The organism is Nocardia sp. CY41 (assembly GCF_009829325.1).
Lineage (GTDB): Bacteria > Actinomycetota > Actinomycetes > Mycobacteriales > Mycobacteriaceae > Nocardia.
Window position 1 is genome coordinate 266,657 of the sequence record NZ_VUOS01000006.1, and the last position, 18,255, is coordinate 284,911.

At 69.5% G+C, this 18,255-nt stretch carries 16 protein-coding genes; 6 read left to right on the forward strand and 10 right to left on the reverse strand.

Annotated elements, in window-relative coordinates; genetic code table 11:
- Positions 1 to 130 precede the first annotated feature (130 nt).
- Positions 131 to 2,134 carry a CocE/NonD family hydrolase gene (locus GVY64_RS07980; RefSeq protein ID WP_159839936.1) on the forward strand — a complete coding sequence of 668 codons (2,004 nt, stop codon included), beginning with the start codon at positions 131 to 133 and terminating at the stop codon, positions 2,132 to 2,134.
- A gap of 40 nt (positions 2,135 to 2,174) precedes the next feature.
- Here GVY64_RS07980 and GVY64_RS07985 read toward each other — a convergent pair whose 3' ends face one another.
- Together GVY64_RS07985 and GVY64_RS07990 are read right to left on the reverse strand one after the other, a co-directional pair.
- Positions 2,175 to 3,095 carry an LLM class F420-dependent oxidoreductase gene (locus GVY64_RS07985; RefSeq protein ID WP_159839937.1) on the reverse strand — a complete coding sequence of 307 codons (921 nt, stop codon included), beginning with the start codon at positions 3,093 to 3,095 and terminating at the stop codon, positions 2,175 to 2,177.
- A gap of 29 nt (positions 3,096 to 3,124) precedes the next feature.
- Complete coding sequence (locus GVY64_RS07990; RefSeq protein WP_159839938.1) at positions 3,125 to 4,360, reverse strand: PucR family transcriptional regulator; 1,236 nt, start codon at positions 4,358 to 4,360, stop codon at positions 3,125 to 3,127.
- Between the two features lie 308 nt (positions 4,361 to 4,668).
- Here GVY64_RS07990 and GVY64_RS07995 point away from each other — a divergent pair, with 308 nt between their 5' ends.
- The gene (locus GVY64_RS07995) at positions 4,669 to 5,142 is read left to right on the forward strand and encodes a gluconokinase (protein WP_159840066.1); all 474 of its coding nucleotides are present in this window, start codon (positions 4,669 to 4,671) and stop codon (positions 5,140 to 5,142) included.
- 22 nt (positions 5,143 to 5,164) lie between these two features.
- Here the strand turns inward: GVY64_RS07995 and GVY64_RS08000 are convergent, their stop codons facing one another.
- The 7 genes from GVY64_RS08000 to GVY64_RS08030 form a co-directional block, all read right to left on the reverse strand.
- On the reverse strand, positions 5,165 to 5,938 hold the full coding sequence (locus GVY64_RS08000; RefSeq protein ID WP_236566688.1) for a DUF5995 family protein: 774 nt from the start codon (positions 5,936 to 5,938) through the stop codon (positions 5,165 to 5,167).
- A 285-nt stretch (positions 5,939 to 6,223) separates the two neighbouring features.
- Entirely contained in the window at positions 6,224 to 7,018 is a 795-nt protein-coding gene (locus GVY64_RS08005; RefSeq protein WP_159839940.1) for a M50 family metallopeptidase, read from the reverse strand.
- A gap of 85 nt (positions 7,019 to 7,103) precedes the next feature.
- Positions 7,104 to 8,774 (reverse strand): serine/threonine-protein kinase, encoded by a 1,671-nt coding sequence (locus GVY64_RS08010; RefSeq protein ID WP_159839941.1) that lies wholly within the window; start codon positions 8,772 to 8,774, stop codon positions 7,104 to 7,106.
- Between the two features lie 86 nt (positions 8,775 to 8,860).
- Positions 8,861 to 9,751, reverse strand: a complete 891-nt coding sequence (locus GVY64_RS08015) for a bile acid:sodium symporter family protein (RefSeq protein WP_159839942.1) — start codon at positions 9,749 to 9,751, stop codon at positions 8,861 to 8,863.
- 85 nt (positions 9,752 to 9,836) lie between these two features.
- Positions 9,837 to 10,886 (reverse strand): Gfo/Idh/MocA family protein, encoded by a 1,050-nt coding sequence (locus GVY64_RS08020; protein ID WP_159839943.1) that lies wholly within the window; start codon positions 10,884 to 10,886, stop codon positions 9,837 to 9,839.
- Positions 10,887 to 11,400: 514 nt separating this feature from the next.
- Positions 11,401 to 12,072, reverse strand: a complete 672-nt coding sequence (locus GVY64_RS08025) for a response regulator transcription factor (protein ID WP_236566689.1) — start codon at positions 12,070 to 12,072, stop codon at positions 11,401 to 11,403.
- The gene (locus tag GVY64_RS08030) at positions 12,054 to 13,742 is read right to left on the reverse strand and encodes an ATP-binding protein (RefSeq protein ID WP_201297937.1); all 1,689 of its coding nucleotides are present in this window, start codon (positions 13,740 to 13,742) and stop codon (positions 12,054 to 12,056) included. Before GVY64_RS08030 ends, GVY64_RS08025 begins: the two co-directional genes overlap by 19 nt.
- 155 nt (positions 13,743 to 13,897) lie before the next feature.
- Here GVY64_RS08030 and GVY64_RS08035 point away from each other — a divergent pair, with 155 nt between their 5' ends.
- Genes GVY64_RS08035 through GVY64_RS08045 form a run of 3 tightly spaced genes read left to right on the forward strand, consistent with a single transcriptional unit; the run spans position 13,898 to position 16,630 of the window.
- Complete coding sequence (locus GVY64_RS08035) at positions 13,898 to 14,704, forward strand: ABC transporter ATP-binding protein (protein ID WP_159839944.1); 807 nt, start codon at positions 13,898 to 13,900, stop codon at positions 14,702 to 14,704.
- Positions 14,694 to 15,578: an ABC transporter permease gene (locus tag GVY64_RS08040; protein WP_159839945.1), complete on the forward strand. Its 885-nt coding sequence runs from the start codon at positions 14,694 to 14,696 to the stop codon at positions 15,576 to 15,578. Before GVY64_RS08035 ends, GVY64_RS08040 begins: the two co-directional genes overlap by 11 nt.
- A 2-nt stretch (positions 15,579 to 15,580) precedes the next feature.
- Complete coding sequence (locus GVY64_RS08045) at positions 15,581 to 16,630, forward strand: ABC transporter substrate-binding protein (protein WP_236566690.1); 1,050 nt, start codon at positions 15,581 to 15,583, stop codon at positions 16,628 to 16,630.
- 93 nt (positions 16,631 to 16,723) lie between these two features.
- Here GVY64_RS08045 and GVY64_RS38650 read toward each other — a convergent pair whose 3' ends face one another.
- Positions 16,724 to 16,846, reverse strand: coding sequence for a hypothetical protein (locus tag GVY64_RS38650; RefSeq protein WP_268895598.1), 123 nt, complete (start codon positions 16,844 to 16,846; stop codon positions 16,724 to 16,726).
- Positions 16,847 to 16,943: 97 nt separating this feature from the next.
- Between GVY64_RS38650 and GVY64_RS08050 the strand changes: the two genes are divergently transcribed.
- Entirely contained in the window at positions 16,944 to 18,182 is a 1,239-nt protein-coding gene (locus GVY64_RS08050; RefSeq protein WP_442939546.1) for a NupC/NupG family nucleoside CNT transporter, read from the forward strand.
- The last annotated feature ends 73 nt before the right edge of the window (positions 18,183 to 18,255 follow it).

The following is an 18,255-nucleotide window of genomic DNA, read 5'->3' on the forward strand; positions in this document are numbered from 1 at the left end:
CACGCCGTTCGCCGCGAGATTGCTACGTTGGCGCTCAATCGGGCGATCGATGGTCGGTCCGCACACCGGTCGAGGGAGCGAGATGGCAGCGGCGCGTGGCGTGAGACGAACGACGATCAGGGCGATCCGGATGACCACCTTGGTCGCGATGCTGGCGGCGATGGGATTCGTGTCGGCGCCTGCGGCCGCCGAGCCCTCGGTGGACGCGCACAGCGTGCGGTGGACCGCGTTGCACGACGGTCCCCAGCCGTATGCCGACGTGCACATCGACTGGGACGTCCCGATCCGGATGAGCGATGGTGTCGTCCTGAAGGCCAACGTCTACCGGCCGGTGAAGCAGGGCGGCGAGGTGGAGCGGCAGCCGCTGCCGACCGTCGTGAACCTCACGCCCTACACCAAGCTCATGACCAATCTCATCGATACGGCGCTCGCGGTGCCCGGCTTGCAGCCCTTGACGGTACGCCTGGTCAACCGCGTGAATCTGACCCGCACACCGGTCAGTGGTTTCGGTGATCTGCTGCACGCGGTCGACGGCGGCACCGTGCAGACCGTGCTCGGGCTTGATCGCAACCTGATCCGTGCCGGCTACACGCAAGTCATCGCCGACGTCCGCGGCACCGGGTTCTCCCAGGGCGCCTGGGACACCCTCGGCGAGCGGGAACAACTCGACACCCGCGAGGTGATCGAGTGGGCGGCCGCGCAGCCGTGGTCGAACGGCCGGATCGGCATGAGCGGCGGCTCGTATTCGGGTATCAACCAGTTGCGCGCGGCCGAGAACGCCCCGGCGCCGTTGCAGGCGATCTTCCCGGTGGAACCGGGCAGCGATCTCATGCGTGACGTCGTCGCGCCGGGCGGCGGCGTGGGGACGACGTTCCTTCCACTGTGGCTCAGCACGGTCAACCAGCTGAAGCTGATTCCGGACGTGCAGTCGATGTTGCGGGGCACCTTCGACTGGTCGTGGCTGCAGGAACGGATGTCCGATCCGGCCAGCAATGTCGATCTGCTGGCTCAGGCGCTGCTCACGCCCTCGCTCGACCACGTGCCGCCCGCGCTGGCCGACGCGTTGGACGAGGACAGCTATTTCCGGCGCGGCATCGAAGGTCATCCGGAACGCATCACCGTCCCCACCTTCGTCTACGGCGGCTGGCACGACATCTTCGCCAACAGCGCGACCAAGCTGTACAACGCTATCCCGCTGCCCGCGGGCCGCAAGCAGTTGATCGTCGGCGACACCTACCACGCGAATCCCGGTGCGGGAACAGGGATTCCGGGCGCGCCGCCGCGGCTGGACGTGTTGCAGCGCGTGTGGTTCGACAAGTGGTTGAAGGACGTCGATCACGGTTTGGGCGATTTCGGCCCGATCACGGTGTGGGAGCAGGGCGGCGGCTGGATCACGCTCGGGCAGTTCCCGCAGCAGGACCTCAACCATCGCCGCGTGTATCTGTCGGCGGAACCGAGCGGCACCGCCGGAAAGGCCGTGTACGACGGGTCGCTGACGATGAGCGTCCCCGACGAGCGGCAGACCTTGACCGTGGCCCCCGGCCTCGCCGCGGCGTGTTCCCGCGACACCGCGCAGGGGTCGGCCGGGATGGCCGCGGTGGTGGACGTGTGCGCGAAGGACTCGCGCATCGCCGAGCGCAACGCCCTCACCTTCACCAGTGCACCGATGACCGAGTCCACGGTCATCTCGGGGCCGGTGAACGTGCACCTGAACACGGTGCACGACGCCACCGACGGCTACTGGAGCGTCACGGTGAACGACGTCGCGCCCGACGGCTCCTCGAAGGTGCTGACCACCGGGCAGCTGACCGCGTCGCTGCGCGCCGTCGACGAGCAGAAGAGCAGCCGTACCCCGGCCGGCGACCTGACCGAACCGTTCAATCCGCTCACCCTGGACAGTGTGCGGCCGGTCGTGCCCGGGGAGCCGGTGGCGCTGGACATCGCGGTCATTCCCACCCAGGCGGTGCTGCGACCCGGCCACCGGCTGCGGATCGATGTCTTCGCGGGCAACTCGCCGAAGGCGCTGGCCTTCCGGCCCATGCTCAACAACACCCAACTGAAGCCGCAGCACCTGGAGCTGGATCCGTCGGCGCCGAGCTTCGTCATCGTGCCGACCAACCGCCCGCTGGGCTGAACCCCGGCGTGGGTCGCCCGGACAGGCGACCCACACGAGCTCACAGTTGCGACTGCACCTGCGCGGAGATCAGCTCGAGATGCGCGAGATCGCTCAGATCCAGCACTTGCAAGTAGACGCGGCTGGTGCCGATCTCGGCGTACCGGCCGATCTTGTCCACCACCTCGGCGGGCGAACCGGCCAGGCCGTTGGCCTTCAGCTCGTCCACTTCGCGTCCGATCGCCGCGGCGCGGCGCGCCACCTCGGCGTCGTTCGCGCCGACACAGACCACCAGCGCGTTGGAGTAGACCAGGTCGTCGGCGGCGCGACCGTATGCCTCCGCGGCGGCGCGCACCCGGTCGAACTGCCGCGCGCTGTCTTCGAGCGAGGAGAACGGCATGTTGAATTCGCTCGCGTACTGCGCGGCCAGCCGTGGGGTGCGGTTCGCGCCTTGCCCGCCGATCAGCACGGGGATCGGGTCCTGCACCGGTTTGGGCAGCGCGGGGGAGTCGGTGAGCTGGTAGTGCTCGCCGTCGTAGCTGAAGGTGTCGCCGGGTTTGGTGGCCCACAGCCCGGTGATGACGGCCAGCTGTTCCTCCAGCCGGGCGAATTTGTCGGCGGGGAACGGGATGCCGTACGCGGCGTGCTCCTCGGCGAACCATCCGCTGCCCAGGCCGAATTCGACTCGGCCGCCGGACATCTGGTCCACCTGCGCGACCTGGATCGCCAGCGGGCCCGGCAGCCGGAAGGTGGCGGCGGTGACCAGGGTGCCCAGGCGGATCCGCTTGGTCTCCCTGGCAAGTCCGGCCAGGGTGATCCAGGCGTCGGTGGGGCCGGGCAGCCCGTCGGCGCCGCCCATGCTCAGGTAGTGGTCGGAGCGGAAGAACGCGTCGAATCCCAAGTCCTCGGTGGCCTTGGCAACGGTGAGCAGGGTGTCGTAGCTCGCACCCTGCTGCGGCTCGGTGAAGATGCGTAGTTCCATGTCGACGACCCTAGCCGGTGGGCCGGACCTCACGCGCGGTGCGGAGATCGTCGCTCATCCGGCGGCGCTTCGGGCTCCGGCCGCGTGTAGGTCCGCGCGATGAGCGCGGCCCGCAACCGGTAGAGCGCGTGGGGAGCGGCGGTGTCCAGGCCGGTGAGGCGGCCGATGCGCTTGAGTCGATGGTCGACGGTGTTCGGATGCAAGTACATCGCCCGGGAGGTGCGGCGGCGGTTGAAGTCGTTGCGGATGTGCTCGCGCAAGGTGTCGAACAGTTCGGGATGGCCGTCGAGCGGGTCGAGCAGGGCGGCCAGCCGGTCGCGGCCAGGCCCCGGCCGAGTGAGCTGGTATTCGAGAGCCAGATCCGCGAACCGGTACAGGCCCGGCGGGCTCTGCAAGCGCCGGACCATGTCGAGCAGTTCGTGCGCCTGGTCGGCCGCGCCGGGGATACGGTCGGGATCGGCGGCCAGGGCGGTCACCGTGAGTGGAGCGGGCACCGCCGCGGCCAGCGCGGCGACCAAGCCGCCGAGCTCCTCCTCGGCGACCAGCGACGCCGGTACCAGGATGGTCCCGCCGATCGCGCTGAGCACCGCGGGCACGTGCCTGCCGCAGTGCACGGCGAGGCAGATCTGCATGCGCTGCCGGATGCTGTGCCCGTCTCCGGGGCGGCGGCCGGGAGGATGTTCCGCACCGGGCCGTTCGACCGCCACGGCGAGCACGGTGTAGCGGTCGGCGAGCGGAATGCCGTACTCCCGGTAGACCTTGGCGTGGTGGTGGCCTCTGAGCAGAGCGACCGCGACGCCGTGCCCAGCCGCCTGATCGACGGCGGGTGCGGCGGACAGGTAGGCCAGCGATACTGTCGCGGTGACGGCGTGCAGAGCGTCGAAGAGTCTGCGTATGTCGTCGGGCGGCGGAGCCTGTGTGCGCTGCAGGTGCTCGTCGAGATAGAGGCGGAAGCCCTCATGCACCAGATGTTGCACGGTGTCCAGGCGAACCCCGACGCCGGCCCACCGGGTGGCGGCCTCGAAGATGCGGACCGTGCGGGCGGGTTGCCCGGGGTCGACGGACGCGACGAGATCGAGGCAGTGCGCGACGGTGGCGCGGATCTCCTCCCGCAGCAGATTCCCGCGCTCGACGTGCCGCCGGGGAATGATGCCGAGCAGGTGGCGCACGATGTGCTCGGTGGCCGGGACGAGTTCGCCGGAGGCGGTGGGGGCGCTGGGTGTGGGTGGCATGCCGCTGCTCAGATCCCGCTCCCGGCCGCCCATAGGGCGAGCGTGCGGTCGCGGTCCGGATGTCGGACCAGGTCCGTGTCTTGCATCGTCGCAAACATTCGGTACTTCCGTCCAGTCTTCCGCGCTGTCTCGAAAATATCTGTGACAGAACAAATTTCGTGTTCTGCGACATCGCACGGTCTCGGCATTCGAAATCTATCGGGCGGTGGCGGCGATCGTCACTGCACGGGTGGACGAAGTGGCCGCGCGTAGGTTGTTGCCGGGGACAAGTCCGCGCGCACAACTGATCCGCCGCCGTACGGGAAGAGGTTCGAGTGCACGAAGTAACGGTGATCGTCGTGATGGGCGTCTCGGGTTCGGGAAAGACGACGGTCGGCACCGCCTTGGCCGAGGCGCTGGGGGTCGAGTACGCCGAAGGCGACGATTTCCACTCGCCCGCGAACGTCGCGAAGATGGCGGCGGGCATCCCGTTGGACGACGCCGACCGGGAACCCTGGCTCGACGCCCTGGCAGCGTGGCTGGCCGAGCGATCCGGACGGGGCGGCGTCGTCGCCTGCTCCGCGCTCAAACGGGTCTATCGCGACCGGCTGCGCGCGTCCGCTCCCCACGCGTTCTTCCTGCATCTCGACGTGCCTCCCGGCGAACTCCAGCGTCGCGTGGCCGCGCGCCGAGGGCATTTCATGCCGCCGGAGCTGCTCGCTTCACAGCTGGCCACCCTGGAGCCGCTGGATGCCGACGAGTGCGGTCGCACCGTCGACGCGACACGACCGCCCCAGGAGGTGATCCGGCAAGCGGTGGCAGCGCTGCACAGGTGACGCTGCGTCCGGTAGATGTTCGCTAGAGCGCGCCGACGTCCGAAAGGGCTTGGAAAGCCGGATCGATTCCGCGCCAGAGCGCATCGATCTCGGCGGCGACGGCGGACGCCGCGGCCGGATCCTGCAGCCCCAAGCCGTTCGCGAAGATGACGACATTGGCGCCCGCGTCGGCCAGCCGGAGCAACGGACCGGTCGCCACGCCGCGGCCCAGCAGCAGGTCCAAGCCCTCGCCGACGAAGTAGAAGCGCCACAGCGGCCCCAGGTCGCCGCCGTAGACGGCTTTGGTCGCCTCGACGATCAGCGCGCCGTGCCGGGCGATCGCGTCGACGATGCGGTAATAGTCGCGCGCGTTGGCGGTGGTGCTGCCTACCGCGGCGACCGAATAGGACAGGTCGACGGTCAGATGGGCGTTGTAACCGGCCATCGCGACGCGCGCGGGGGACAGATCGCAAAGGCGGGTCAGCGCGAAGTAGTGCGCCCAGTGCGGGTCGGCGGACGCCCCGGTGAATTCGGCGTGCACCGTGTGCAGGAAGCGCGAGAGCAGCTCGAGACTGATCCGGTGCGCCCATTCCGGGTCGTCGAACGACGCGGGGTCGCGTTGCAGCGGTAGGACGGCGGCTTGCTCGACCGCGTCGAGTCCGAGGGCGAACACACCGCGCAGGTCACGGTGAGCGACCAGGATCTCGGTGATCCGCCGGTGCCGCTCGACTGCCTGCTCGAGCTGTGCCAGCGCGGAACCGGTCAATGTCCCGGTGTCGGACAGGTTCGTGATCGTGGCCGTTTCGGCTGGAGTCAACGGTGTGCCGCAAGCCGTGCCGACCGGTGCGGCGAAGGCGATAGGGCAGAAAGCTATTGTGGCGACTAGCACTGCGACGGCCGACGTCAGTGTCGAAAAGGCGTGCCGGACAGAGGCATTGGATGTGCGCGCGAGGAGGTTCGCCATGCTGGCTCCGAAGATGAATCGCGATCTGGTGTCGGGACGGCCGATAGGGGTGAGCTCGGCGATGCGCCGCGGCCGCGGGTGAGGCGATGGCACAGGTCGGCACCGAAGCCTAGCCGAGCCGACCCCGCGGCGCGGCGGTCAGCGTGCTTCGAAGCAGGAGCCGGACGGCGCGCCCGGCAGGCAGACCTCGGCGATGGCGGAGACGAGCAGCCACGCGCCGAGCAGCAGCGAACCCACCGCGACGGCGCCGAACACGAAAACCCAGAGCAGGCCGGGCAGCCGGGTGAGCCGGGCGAGTTGGTCGGCGTCGGAATCGACCTCGTGATAGCGGGCACGTTGCTGCCGGGAACGGCTGCGCTGCAGTTCGAGCACCGGACGAGCCCCGGCGAACAGCAGGAACCAGGCCCCCAGATACGCGAAACCCGCTTGTAGCGTGTCCGTGCCGAACCAGGATACGACGAAGACCACCGCTCCCAGCCCGAGTACGGTGATGCCGCCGTAGACATTCCTGATCTTGATCAACAGCGCGGCGAGCAGGGCGATCGCGGTCCACAGCATCAGGGTGATCCGGCTCGCGCCCAGCAGCGCGGCGAAACCGAGCCCGAGCAGCGGCGGGGCCGGATAGCCTGCCATCGTGGTGAGAATCATCCCGAGCCCGTACGGTTTTCCGCTCGACACCGTGAGACCCGAGGTGTCCGAGTGCAAGCGGATGCTGTTGAGCTTCCGGCCGGTCAGCAACGCGACCAGGGCGTGCCCGCCTTCGTGCGCGATGGTGACGATATTGCGGGTCAGTCGCCAGATGGGGGTGTAACCCACCAGCGCGAGCGCCACCACGGCGGCCGCCACCACCAGCCACCACGGCGGTTGCGCTTGCGTCGTCGTCAGACGATCGGCGATGGAGGCGCCGCGCTCGAAGAATTCCGCTCTGTCCACCGCCGCACCTTAACCGCCCGCCGCCGCCCGCGCTCGGGCGTGCGTTCCCGTGCACGGCACCCGGCGCGACGGTGGCGTCCGGTCCTCAGCTCTTGTGCAGCACCCCTTCGATGTTGCCGAGAATGCCGGAAAGGCTGTAGGCCACCGAGCCGTCCGGTTGCAATCTGACCGTCGACGTGGAGCCGTTGTCGAAGCAGGTGGGCGAGCCGCCGGAGAGGCGCGCGACGAAGGACAGCTCGGTCTCGGTGGCGCCGGTGAGCGTCTCCGTGCGCTCACAGCGCTCGCCCTTCAGTTTGCCGGTGTTCGACGACTGCGCGACTTCTTCGCCGACCGTGCCGTCTCTGATGGTCAGCACGATGTCGAAGGACGCGAGCACGTCACGGGCCACGCCTTTCCACTCGCCGACAAACGCCTTCGGAATACTTGTGCCGGAGGGACTGCTGGTGGTCGCATTCGCGTCACCGGCCTGCGTGGCGGTAGTCGTCGTCGAAGGAGCGCTGGCGGTTCGGGTGGTCTGGGCGATCGAACGGTTCGATTCGTCGTCGCGTAGCTGCGCGCCGACCACGAACGCCGCGACGGCGACGGCGACGGCGACGACCAGCGCGCCCGCGATGAGCAGGGCGCGGCCGGTGCGGCGCGTCGGAGGTGGATCGGCGACTGCGCCGAACCGGGGCGAACTCTGCTGCGCGGGCGGGTAGGTCTGGTGTCCCATGAACGGGGGAGAGGCGTGCGGCGAGCCGAGGTACTGCATCTGTGTGGGCACCGATCGCCCCGGGTCGCTGTAGGTGTTCGGATGCGCGGCGGGGACGACCATCGTGTCGGCGGTGCGCGCCGAATCGGCCGGTGCGGACCGGGTCACGTGGTCGAACGCGCCGGAATCCAGGTTCAGCAGCTCCACCGCGCGGCGGCTGACCTCCTCGAGCACCGGGGCGGGCAGCCAACCGGCACGCTCGGGGATGCCCAGAGCGGTGAGCTGGGTGAGCAGCTGGTCGGGGGTCGGACGTGCGGCGGCGTCCTTGGTCAGGCAGGCCGCCACCAGCGGTCGCAGCCGTTCGGGCACGTCGTCGAGCTGCGGCTCCTCGTACATCACCCGCCACAGGATCTGCATCGTCTCGCCCACGCCGAACGGTCCGTGGCCCGTCGCGGCGAACACGAGGACGCCGCCGAGAGCGAAGACGTCCGCCTGCGGGCCCACCGGATCGCCGGTCACCTGCTCCGGGCACATGAACCCCGGGGAGCCGATGACTTTTCCGGTGGTGGTGAGCTTGCTGTCGTCGGCGGCGCGGGCGATGCCGAAATCGATCACCTTCGGGCCGTCCAGCGCCAGCAGGACATTGGACGGTTTGAGGTCGCGATGCACCACCCCGGCCCGGTGGACCGCGGTCACCGCCTCGATCAGTCCGTGCGCCAGCACGAGCAGCGCGTTCTCGGTGAGCGGCCCGTACCGGTCGACCGCGTCGGACAGCGCGAATCCGGCCACGTACCCGGTGGCCAGCCACGGCGGATCGGCATCCACGTCGGCGTCGAGGACCGGCGCGGTGAACTGTCCGCCGACCCGGCGCGCCGCGGCGACCTCGCGCCGGAAGCGCTGCCGGAACTCGGCATCGATCATGTCGGGCCGGATGACCTTGACCGCGACGGTGCGCCCGCCCGCGTTCCGGCCGAGGTAGACCCGGCCCATGCCGCCCGCACCGAGCACGCCGAGCAGACGGTAGTCCCCGATCCGGGCCGGATCGTTCGTGCCGAGCGGTTGCATCGCGCAGCTGGCTCCCTTCGAATCAGGTCGAACCTCGGAGAGGCTACTCATCGGCCGCGGCCCTGTCCGCACAGGTCGCTGCCCCGCTAACCCGCGACGCTCGGCTCGACCTCGGGTTGCTCCCGCCGCGCCCGCCTGGCCAGCAGATATGCCGCGATCGCCGCCGGGATGTTCATCAGGACCCCGTACACCGCGCCCGGCACGGCCATGGTCTCGTTGTCCAGCACCGACGCGGCGACCGCGATCGCGAGCGCGGCGTTGTGCACGCCGATCTCCATGGCCGAGGCGATCGCCTGATCGGCTTCCACGCGCAACACTCGGGGCACGAAATAGCCGACCGCGAGGCTGATCACGGCGAAGGACAGGCAGATCGCGGACAGTTCGCCGATGTGCTCCGACAGCGTGTCCAGGTTTGAGCCGACCCCGGCCGCGACCACCAGCGCCAGCACTACCACGGAGAGGATCTTCACCGCGCCGCGCATCCGGCGCGACCACTCCGCGAACCGCCGGTGCACCACCATGCCGATCGCGACGGGCACGAGCACGATCGCGAATACCTGAGCGAATTTCTCCGGCCGCAGTCCGACCGAACCCGCACCGTCCAGAAACAAGGCGTACGACAGCGCCACCACCACGGGCATGGTGAACACGGCCAGCACCGAATTGATCGCGGTGAGCGTGATGTTCAACGCCACGTTGCCTCCGGCGATGTGACTGAACAGGTTCGCCGACGCTCCGCCCGGGGACGCGGCGAGCAGCAGCATGCCCGCGGCCAGCGCGCCTTCCAAGCCGAACAGATAGACCAGGCCGAGGCACAGCGCGGGAAGCACGACCATCTGGCAGGCCAGCGCGATCACCGCGGCTTTCGGATACCGCAGTACGCGGGCGAAATCATCGGTGGTCAGGGTCAATCCGAGCCCGAACATCACCAAAGCCAGCGCCAGCGGCAGCAGTACCGCGAAAACCGTTGCACCCATTCGGGTCTCCTCTCCGCCGAGCGGCCGGACCGGCCGATCCCGCGCTCCGACGTTATCGAGTCGCGGGGGAGGTGGCCAGACCCGGTCAGGCGGCGACGGTCACACCGCGGGCCGCTGATTCTCGCGCTTTCGTCAGCAGGCGCAGGGTGGTGACGGCCTCGCGCGGGTCGACCGGCACGGGCGCGCCGTCGAGCAGCGCCGCGGCCATCGCCGCGTAGAACTCGGGATACGCGCCGGGCAGGGTCGGAACGGGGGCGAAACCGGGTTCCGCGCCCAGCGTGCCCCAGCGGTCGGCATCGACGGCGCCCCAAGTTGAATCGCCCGGACGGCGGCCGGACCGGAGCGCGTCCTCCTGCGGGTCCAGCCCGTAGGTGACGTACCCGGCTTCCGACCCGAGCACGCGGAAGCGCGGACCGAGCTGCGGCGCGACGGCGCTCATCCACAGATGGGAGCGGACACCGCCGGTGTGGGTGAGCGCGACGAACGCGTCGTCGTCGGTGGTGATCCCAGCACGCCGCCGGTCCAGTTCGCAGTACACCGAGGCCACCGGGCCGAACAGGGTGACGGCTTGGTCCACCAGGTGGCTGCCGAGGTCGAGCAGGATGCCCGCGCCTTCCTCGTCGGTGCCGGTCTCCCGCCAGCCGCCCTTCGGCACCGGACGCCACCGTTCGAACCGCGACTCGAAACGCCGTACCCGCCCGAGTCTCCCGGTCTCGATCAGGTCCCGTACGGTCCGGAAGTCGCCGTCCCAGCGGCGGTTCTGGAAGACCGAAAGCGCCAGCCCGGCGCGCTCCGCGCGACCGACGAGGTCCTCGGCGTCGTCCACCGCGACCGCGAACGGCTTGTCGACCACCACCGGCAGCCCGGCCGCCACTGCCTGACGGGCCAACGGCGCGTGCGTGCGGTTCGGCGTCGCGATCACGACCAGGTCGATGGCGTCCGGCGCGGCGAACAGGTCCTCGGCTCGCGGCACCACGCGCACGCCGGGATGTTCGGCGCGCGCCTGGGCCGCGCGTTCTTCCGAGGAGGTGACCACGGCCGCGACCCGCATCCGAGGCTCGGCGGCGATCAGCGGCGCGTGGAAAACCGACCCGGCCAGGCCGTAACCGAGAACGGCGACCTCGACGATGCTCATGCCCCGACGCTACCGCCCGGCGACCGCGGCAGGCGTCGCCACGTTCGCAGTGGTCCACGCCCGCACCCGCGCAGCTGGAATAGTCAGCCCCCGGCGGGACCGCGTGCCGCCGGGCGCGGCATGGTCAGCCCGCTGACGCTGGGCGTGCGAGGAGCAGCCCGCTGGGGACTGCGCATCGCCGGGCCTGGTTGGGACAGCCCGGGGGAGTGCGTATTGCTGGGCGGGAAAGGAGCAGTCCGCCGGGGCGCGCACTGCCAGGCGTGGTTGGGACAGCCCGGGGGAGTGCGTTTCCCTGGGCGCGGTCGGGGCAGCCCCTGGGGGTGCGTTTCGCTGGGCGTGGCAGGAGCAGTCCGCCGGTGCGCACACTGCCGAGCGTGGTCGGGGAAGGCGTCTCGCGAGTGCCGCACACTGGCGGGCGCGGAAGGGTCGGCCTGACAGGCGCATACCGGCGAGCGCGGTCGGAAGGGCCGGCTCGCCGGGGCCGCTTGACGTCGAGCGCGGTCCCGCCACCTGCTCACTGTTGCGAGGTGGCGGAGTACTCCTGTTCCGGGCGTCCCGTGGCGCCGTAGCGCAGACTCATGCGCACCGTGCCGCTCGCCACGAGCCCGGCCAGGTAGCGCTGGGCGGTGGCCCGCGACACACCGATGGCGCCCGCCACCTCGCCCGCGGACAGAGGTGCACCCGCCTCGACGATCGCTTGCAGGACAGCCTCTTTGGTCGGGGAGGACACCGTCGCCGCCGGGCTCGCGGTGACCGCAGGACGCAGCGCGTGCAGCGCCGCGGACACCCGGGCGTTGTCGACCTGCGGCACCGCGAGAATGCGCCGGTAGCGGGCATAGGCGGCCAGCCGGGCGGCCAGTTCGGTGTGCGGGAACGGCTTGACGAGATAGGCCAGCGCACCCGCCGCGACGGCGGCTCGCACGGCGTCGCTCTCCGTCGACGCGGTGAGCATCATCGCGTCGCAGCGAATCTCGCGGACGAAGTCGATGCCGGATCCATCGGGAAGGTAGACGTCCACCAGGGCCAAGTCGATCGGCGCGGACGCGACGAGATCCCGCGCGGCCGCGAGGGTGTTGGCGGTACCCGCCACCGTGAAACCAGGGATGGCCTGCACGATTCCGGCGTGCAGGTTCGCCACCCGGAAGTCGTCGTCGACGACCAGGACGGTCAGGGTCGGCGTGGCCACGACACCTCGCTTTCCACGAGCACCCCCGGGATGCGGGCGATGAACTCCGCGCCGGTGAGCGGCGGCCGGCCGCCGCCGGGATTCGACAGGCGCACGTCGCCGCCATGGGCACGGGCGATCTGGCGGATCAAGGCCAAGCCGAGCCCGCGCCCGCCGGGGACACCGCGATCGTCGCGGGTCGAGACCCCTTCGGCGAACAAGGTGTCCACCAAGTCGGGGGCGACGCCGTCGCCGCTATCGGCGACGGTGATGTGCAGTGTCGAATCCTCCTGCACCAACTCGACTTCCACCTGCCGCACCGGCCGGTCCCGGTCGCGGACGGCCTCCATGGCATTGTCCAGCAGGTTGCCGAGCACGGTGGTCACGTCCACCGGATCGGCGAGGTCACCCTCGACCCAGGTGTGGGGCCCGAGCGCGAGTTCGACCCCGTTCTCCCTGGCGTGCGCGGCCTTGGCGGCCAGGAAGGCTTGCAGGTACGGGTCGTGAATGGCGTCGATGCCCGGCGTCGCCGGACCGAGGGGGCCCGCCCCGACCAGCTCGTCGACCGAGCGCGCCGCCTCCTCGACGCGCCCGCTGTGCAGCAGTCCGCTGACCAGGTGCATCTTGTTGGAGAACTCGTGGCGCTGCGCGCGCAGCACCGTGCTCATCGACTGCACCGCGTCCAGCTGCCGGGTCAGCGATTCCACGTCGGTGCGGTCGCGCACCGTGAGCACCGCGCCGAGATCGTGCCCGTCGCGGCTGACCCGGCGCGCCGAGACGATGACAATGTTCGCGCCGACCGTCGCCGAGGCGGGCGGTTGGTCGGGTTCGCGCAATACTTCCAGCACCCGGGGCGTCAGGCCGATCTCGTCCACCGGGCGACCGATGTCCGTGGCGATGCCGAGCAACCGGCGCGCCTCGTCGTTGACGAACGTCGTGCGCCCCGAGGCATCGACGGCGAGCACGCCGCCGCCGATGCCGTGCAGCACCGCCGCCTGGCCGCGCACCAGTTCGGCCAGTTCGTCCGGTTCCAGCCCCAGCGTCAGCCCGCGCCACCGGCGGGCGAGCAGGATCGATCCGGCGATGCCGACCGCGAGCGCCACCGCAACCAGCCCGCCCGCGGTGCGCAGATCGCCGAGCAGTTGCTCGTGCACCGCGTCGGTGGCGATGCCGACGCTCACCGCGCCGACCACACGGTCGGCGTCGGGCGCGAGCACCGGGACTTTCGCGCGCACGGAGTCGCCGAGCGTGCCGCGCTCTTCGGTGATCGATTCGCGTCCCGCCAGCGCCTCGGACGGATCGGTGCTGACGTGCTCGGCGAGCCGTCCGGCGTCCGGGTGCGCGAGGCGGATGCCCGCGTCGTCGGTGATCACGACGAACAGCGCGCCGTTGCGCTGTGTCGCGTCGACCGCGAGCCGTTCCAGGGGACCCGCGGCGAGGTCGCGGCGCACGCCGGGATCGTCGGCGACCGCACCGGGCGCATACCTGGCCACCTCGGCGCGCACCACCGGGTCGGCCGCGACGGTGCGCGCGACGGCCAGCGCCCGCTGGCCGTAGGCGTCGCGCAGCCGCTGGTCGCTGAGGTAGCCGAACACCGCGAACGCCACACCGAGCGTCAGCGCGACGACCAGGATCTGCGACAGCAGAACCTGGGTTCGCAACCGCACGGCCCGCGCGCCCTCAGTGGCCATGGCCGCAGCATAGGCGCAGACCACCGCGCACGGTGCATGAGCAGAATGCGCAAAACCTGCGAATCCCGCGTTTGTGGCCGTTGTGCGCACAAGCTCCGGCGTGTGACCGGCGCCACGTACGTTCGCCCTACCCGACCTCGCAGGAGTAGGAAGCAATGACGCAATCACTCATCGAGCTGCGGAGCGCGACCAAGCGCTTCCCCGGCACCGGCGGCGGCATCCACACCGCCGTGCGCAATCTGAACCTCACCGTGGCCCCCGGCGAATTCGTCGCCGTCGTCGGCCCCACCGGATGCGGCAAGTCGACCACGTTGTCGCTGGTGTCCGGCCTGGAACCGGCGTCGGCCGGGCGGACGCTGGTGCGCGGGAAGGATGTCGACGGCATCCCGGACGGCATCGGCTACATGTTCCAGCAGGACGCCGTACTGCCGTGGAAGAACGTGCTGGACAACGTGGCGCTCGGCCCGCGCTTGCGCGGCGCGTCGAAAGCCGAGGCGCGCGCGAAGGCGTCGGGGTGGGTGCGCAAGGTCGGTCTGGCCGGGTTCGAGAAGTACTACCCCCACCAGCTGTCCGGCGGCATGCGCAAGCGCGTGGCCCTGGCGCAGACGTTGGTCAACGAGCCGCAGATCCTGCTGATGGACGAGCCGTTCAGCGCGCTGGACGTGCAGACCCGCCAGCTCATGCAGGACGAACTGCTGCGGGTCTGGGCGGGTACCGACGCGGCGGTCATCTTCGTCACCCACGATCTGGAGGAGGCGATCGTGCTCGCCGACCGGGTGGTCGTCATGACCGCGAGCCCGGCCACCGTCTGCGGGGACTTCCCCGTCGGCTTGGCGCGGCCGCGCAGTGTCGAGGAAGTTCGGTTGACCGCCGAGTTCCGCGACATATATCAGGAGATCTGGGAGACGCTGCGCGATCAGGTCGAGGCGGCGCGCGCGAAGGGAGCCTCCCGTGTCGCATGACGTGCTGGTGCCCGACGCCGCCGCGCCCGTGGTGGAGACCGAGACCGAAGAGCAGATCCTGGCCAGAGTGCGCACCACCGCCCGGCGGGCCCGCATCCGCACCTGGGGCCTGCGCGCTGCTCTGGTGGCGCTGTGGCTGGGCGCGTGGGAACTCACCGCCACGGTCTGGATCGACCCGTTCTTCTACTCCAAGCCGTCGCTGATCTGGGCTCGGCTGGTCGAATGGTTCAGGGAGGGAACCCAATTCGGCTCCATCTGGCTGCAGATCTACACCACCGTGCAGGAGGCCGTGCTCGGCTTCGTGATCGGCACGGTGGCCGGCGTCGTGCTGGGCGTGCTGCTCGGGCGCAGCCGGTACTGGGCCGAAGTGCTCGCGCCGTTCATCAAGGCGCTCAACGCCGTGCCGCGTATCGTGCTGGCCTCGCTGTTCATCATCTGGTTCGGACTCGGGTTGAGTTCCAAGGTCGCGACCGTGGTGGTGCTGGTGTTCTTCGCGGTGTTCTTCAACGCGTTCACCGGCGCACGCGAGGTGGACGGCAACGTGATCGACAACGCTCGCATTCTCGGTGCGAGCCGTGGGCAGGTGCTGGTGTCGATCGTGCTGCCGAGCGCGACCACCTGGATCCTGTCCAGCCTGCACACCGCCTTCGGCTTCGCGCTGATCGGCGCGGTCGTGGGCGAATACGCGGGAGCGAGTAAAGGTTTGGGGCTGTTGATCAGCAACGCGCAAGGCACGTTCGACTCGGCGGGCATCTACGCGGGCATGATCGTCATCACCGTGATCGCGCTGATCGCCGAATGGGGGATCGGCATGGCGGAGAACCGGTTGCTGAAGTGGCGGCCCTCGCAAGCGTCGTCGAACCACGGGATCTGATCATGAGGTATCGCAAGCACCTGGCGCTCGTCGCCGTCGCGATCGTGGCACTGCTGACGACCACCGGATGCCGGGACTCCCGCACCATTCCGATGGCCGACGGCAGGCCGCAGATCACCATCATGGTGGGCGGGCTGGAAAAGGTGATCTACCTGCCTGCCATGCTCACACAGCAACTCGGCTTCTTCGAGCGCAACGACATCGATGTGAAACTGCTCGGAGAGCAGTCCGGCGCCACCGCCGAGACCGCGTTGCTCACCGGCGACGTGCAGGGCGTGGTCGGTTTCTACGACCACACCATCGACCTGCAGGCCAAGGACCAGTGCATCCGTTCGGTGGTGCAGATGTCCGACGTGCCCGGTGAGGTCGAACTGGTGTCGAAGGCGGACCCTGACGTCACCTCGGTCGCCGATCTGCGCGGCCGCAAACTGGGCGTGACCTCGCTCGGTTCCTCCACCGACTTCCTCACCCAGGCCCTCACCGGCCAGGTCGGCATGAGCACCGCCGACTACACCCGGGTGAAAGTCGGTGCGGGACAGACGTTCATCGCGGGCATGAACCACGACGGCATCGACGCGGGCATGACCACCGACCCGACCGTGGCGCAGATGGTGAACTCCGGCGATGCGCGGATCCTGGTCGACCTGCGCACCGAGGCAGGCACCCGCGCCGCGCTCGGCGGGCTGTATCCGGCGACGTCGCTGTACATGAGTTGCGCGACGATCGACGCCCACCCGGAGATCGTGGGCAAACTCGCCGCCGCGTTCGTGCAGACGTTGCAGTGGATCCGGACGCACACGCCCGAGGAGATCGCCGCGAAGATGCCGCCGCAGTACGCGAGCGCGGGCAAGGACCTCTACGTCCAGTCGATCCGCGACTCCATCGGCATGTTCAACGGCGACGGCCTGATGAAACCCGAAGGCGCGCAGAACGTGCTGGACATCCTCGGCAAGTACTCGAGGAATGTGCGTCCCGTGCGCGATCGCATCGACCTGTCGAGGACCTACACCACGCAGTTCGTCGAAGAAGCGTTGCGCGCGCCGCGCCAGTGACCGTGCTCGGCATCGCTGCGCGCCGCCCGGGAGTCAGGACGCTTCCGGGCGGCGCGGCGTCGGCCGCATCGTCTCCCGCGCAGTGTTCGAACTTCAGGATTCGAAGACGCTGACGATGCGCATCGAGGCGATGGCCGACACGGCCTGGACGAACAGCACCACGAGCGTGATGACGCGGGCGGTCTCCTCGTCCCGCTCGAGACCGGCGAGCGGCATGAACGCCTGGCTACCTGAGTTCCGCAGCCGTCGTCGATCTTCTCAACTGTGGAGACAACGCACCATAGACCGACATGAGAGTTGCTCCCACAAGCCGATGCACGCCGCCGCAGCCGGGGTGCGCGTGCACTATCTGATCGGGCTCGTCGGGCTGGCGTGCTTTCTGCTGCTGGCATGGTTGCCCAGTACCGACCGCCGCGCCGCCGCCGGCCGGCTGCCGCGCATAGGCATCTTGCTCATCCTGCAGGTGGCGCTCGGTTTCCTGCTGCTGAAGACGGGGATCGGGCGCACCGTGATCCGGGCGATCAGCGACACCTTCGACCATATCCTCGGCTACGCCGCCCAGGGGACGGCGTTCGTGTTCGGCGACCTGCCCGAAGTCGGCAGCGGAGGGCCCGCCTTCCTCTTCGCGGTGCTGATGCCGATCGTGCTCGTCTCCGCCTTGATCGGCATCCTGCAACACCTGCGGGTGCTGCCATGGATCATCAAGTATCTCGGCCTGCTGCTGGCGTGGGTGAGCGGCTTCGGCAAGATCGAATCGTTCAACGCGGTCGCCTCCGCCATCCTCGGTCAGTCCGAGGTGTTCATCTCGCTGCGCGCCATGCTCGACGACATCCCGTCCCAGCGGATGTACACCCTGGCGGCCTCGGCGATGTCGACGGTCTCGGCGGGCATCCTCGGCGCCTACATGCAGCTCATCGATCCGAAGTACGTGGTCGCGGCCATCATGCTGAACATGCTGGGCGCCTTCGTGGTGTGTTCGTTGATCAACCCCTACGCGGTCACCGCCGCCGACGACGCCAGGCTGCTCGGCGCGGAGATCGCCGACAGCCGCAAGCGGCAATCGTTCTTCGAGATGCTCACCGAGTACATCTTGGTCGGCTTCAAGGTCGCTTTCACCGTCGCGGCCATGCTGATCGGATTCATCGCTCTGCTGGCCATGATCAATGGGATCTTCGCCGCGTTGTTCCACGGCACCACGTTCCAGGATGTGATGGGACACGTCTTCGCGCCCGGGGCCTGGCTCACCGGCATCCCGTGGGACGAGGCGGCGGCCGCGGGCCGATTCATGGGCACCAAGCTGGTGTCCAACGAAGTGGTCGCCATGCAGGAGTTGAATAGGCAACACGGCGGACTGTCCGACCGCACCGTCGCGATCGTGTCCACCTATCTGGTTTCGTTCGCCAATTTCTCCACCATCGCCATCGTGACCGGCGCGGTCCGCAGCCTCAGCGAGAAACAAGGAACGGTCATCGCCCGCAACGGCCTTCGCCTGCTCTACGGCGCTACGTTGGTCAGCTTCCTGTCCGCCACCATCGTCGGTCTCCTCACCTAGGCGCCGAGAGCGCCCTCGCCGCGCATGGCCGGATCTGTGGGGAAGGCGTCCTTGTGTACTCGTCGCGCCGGCT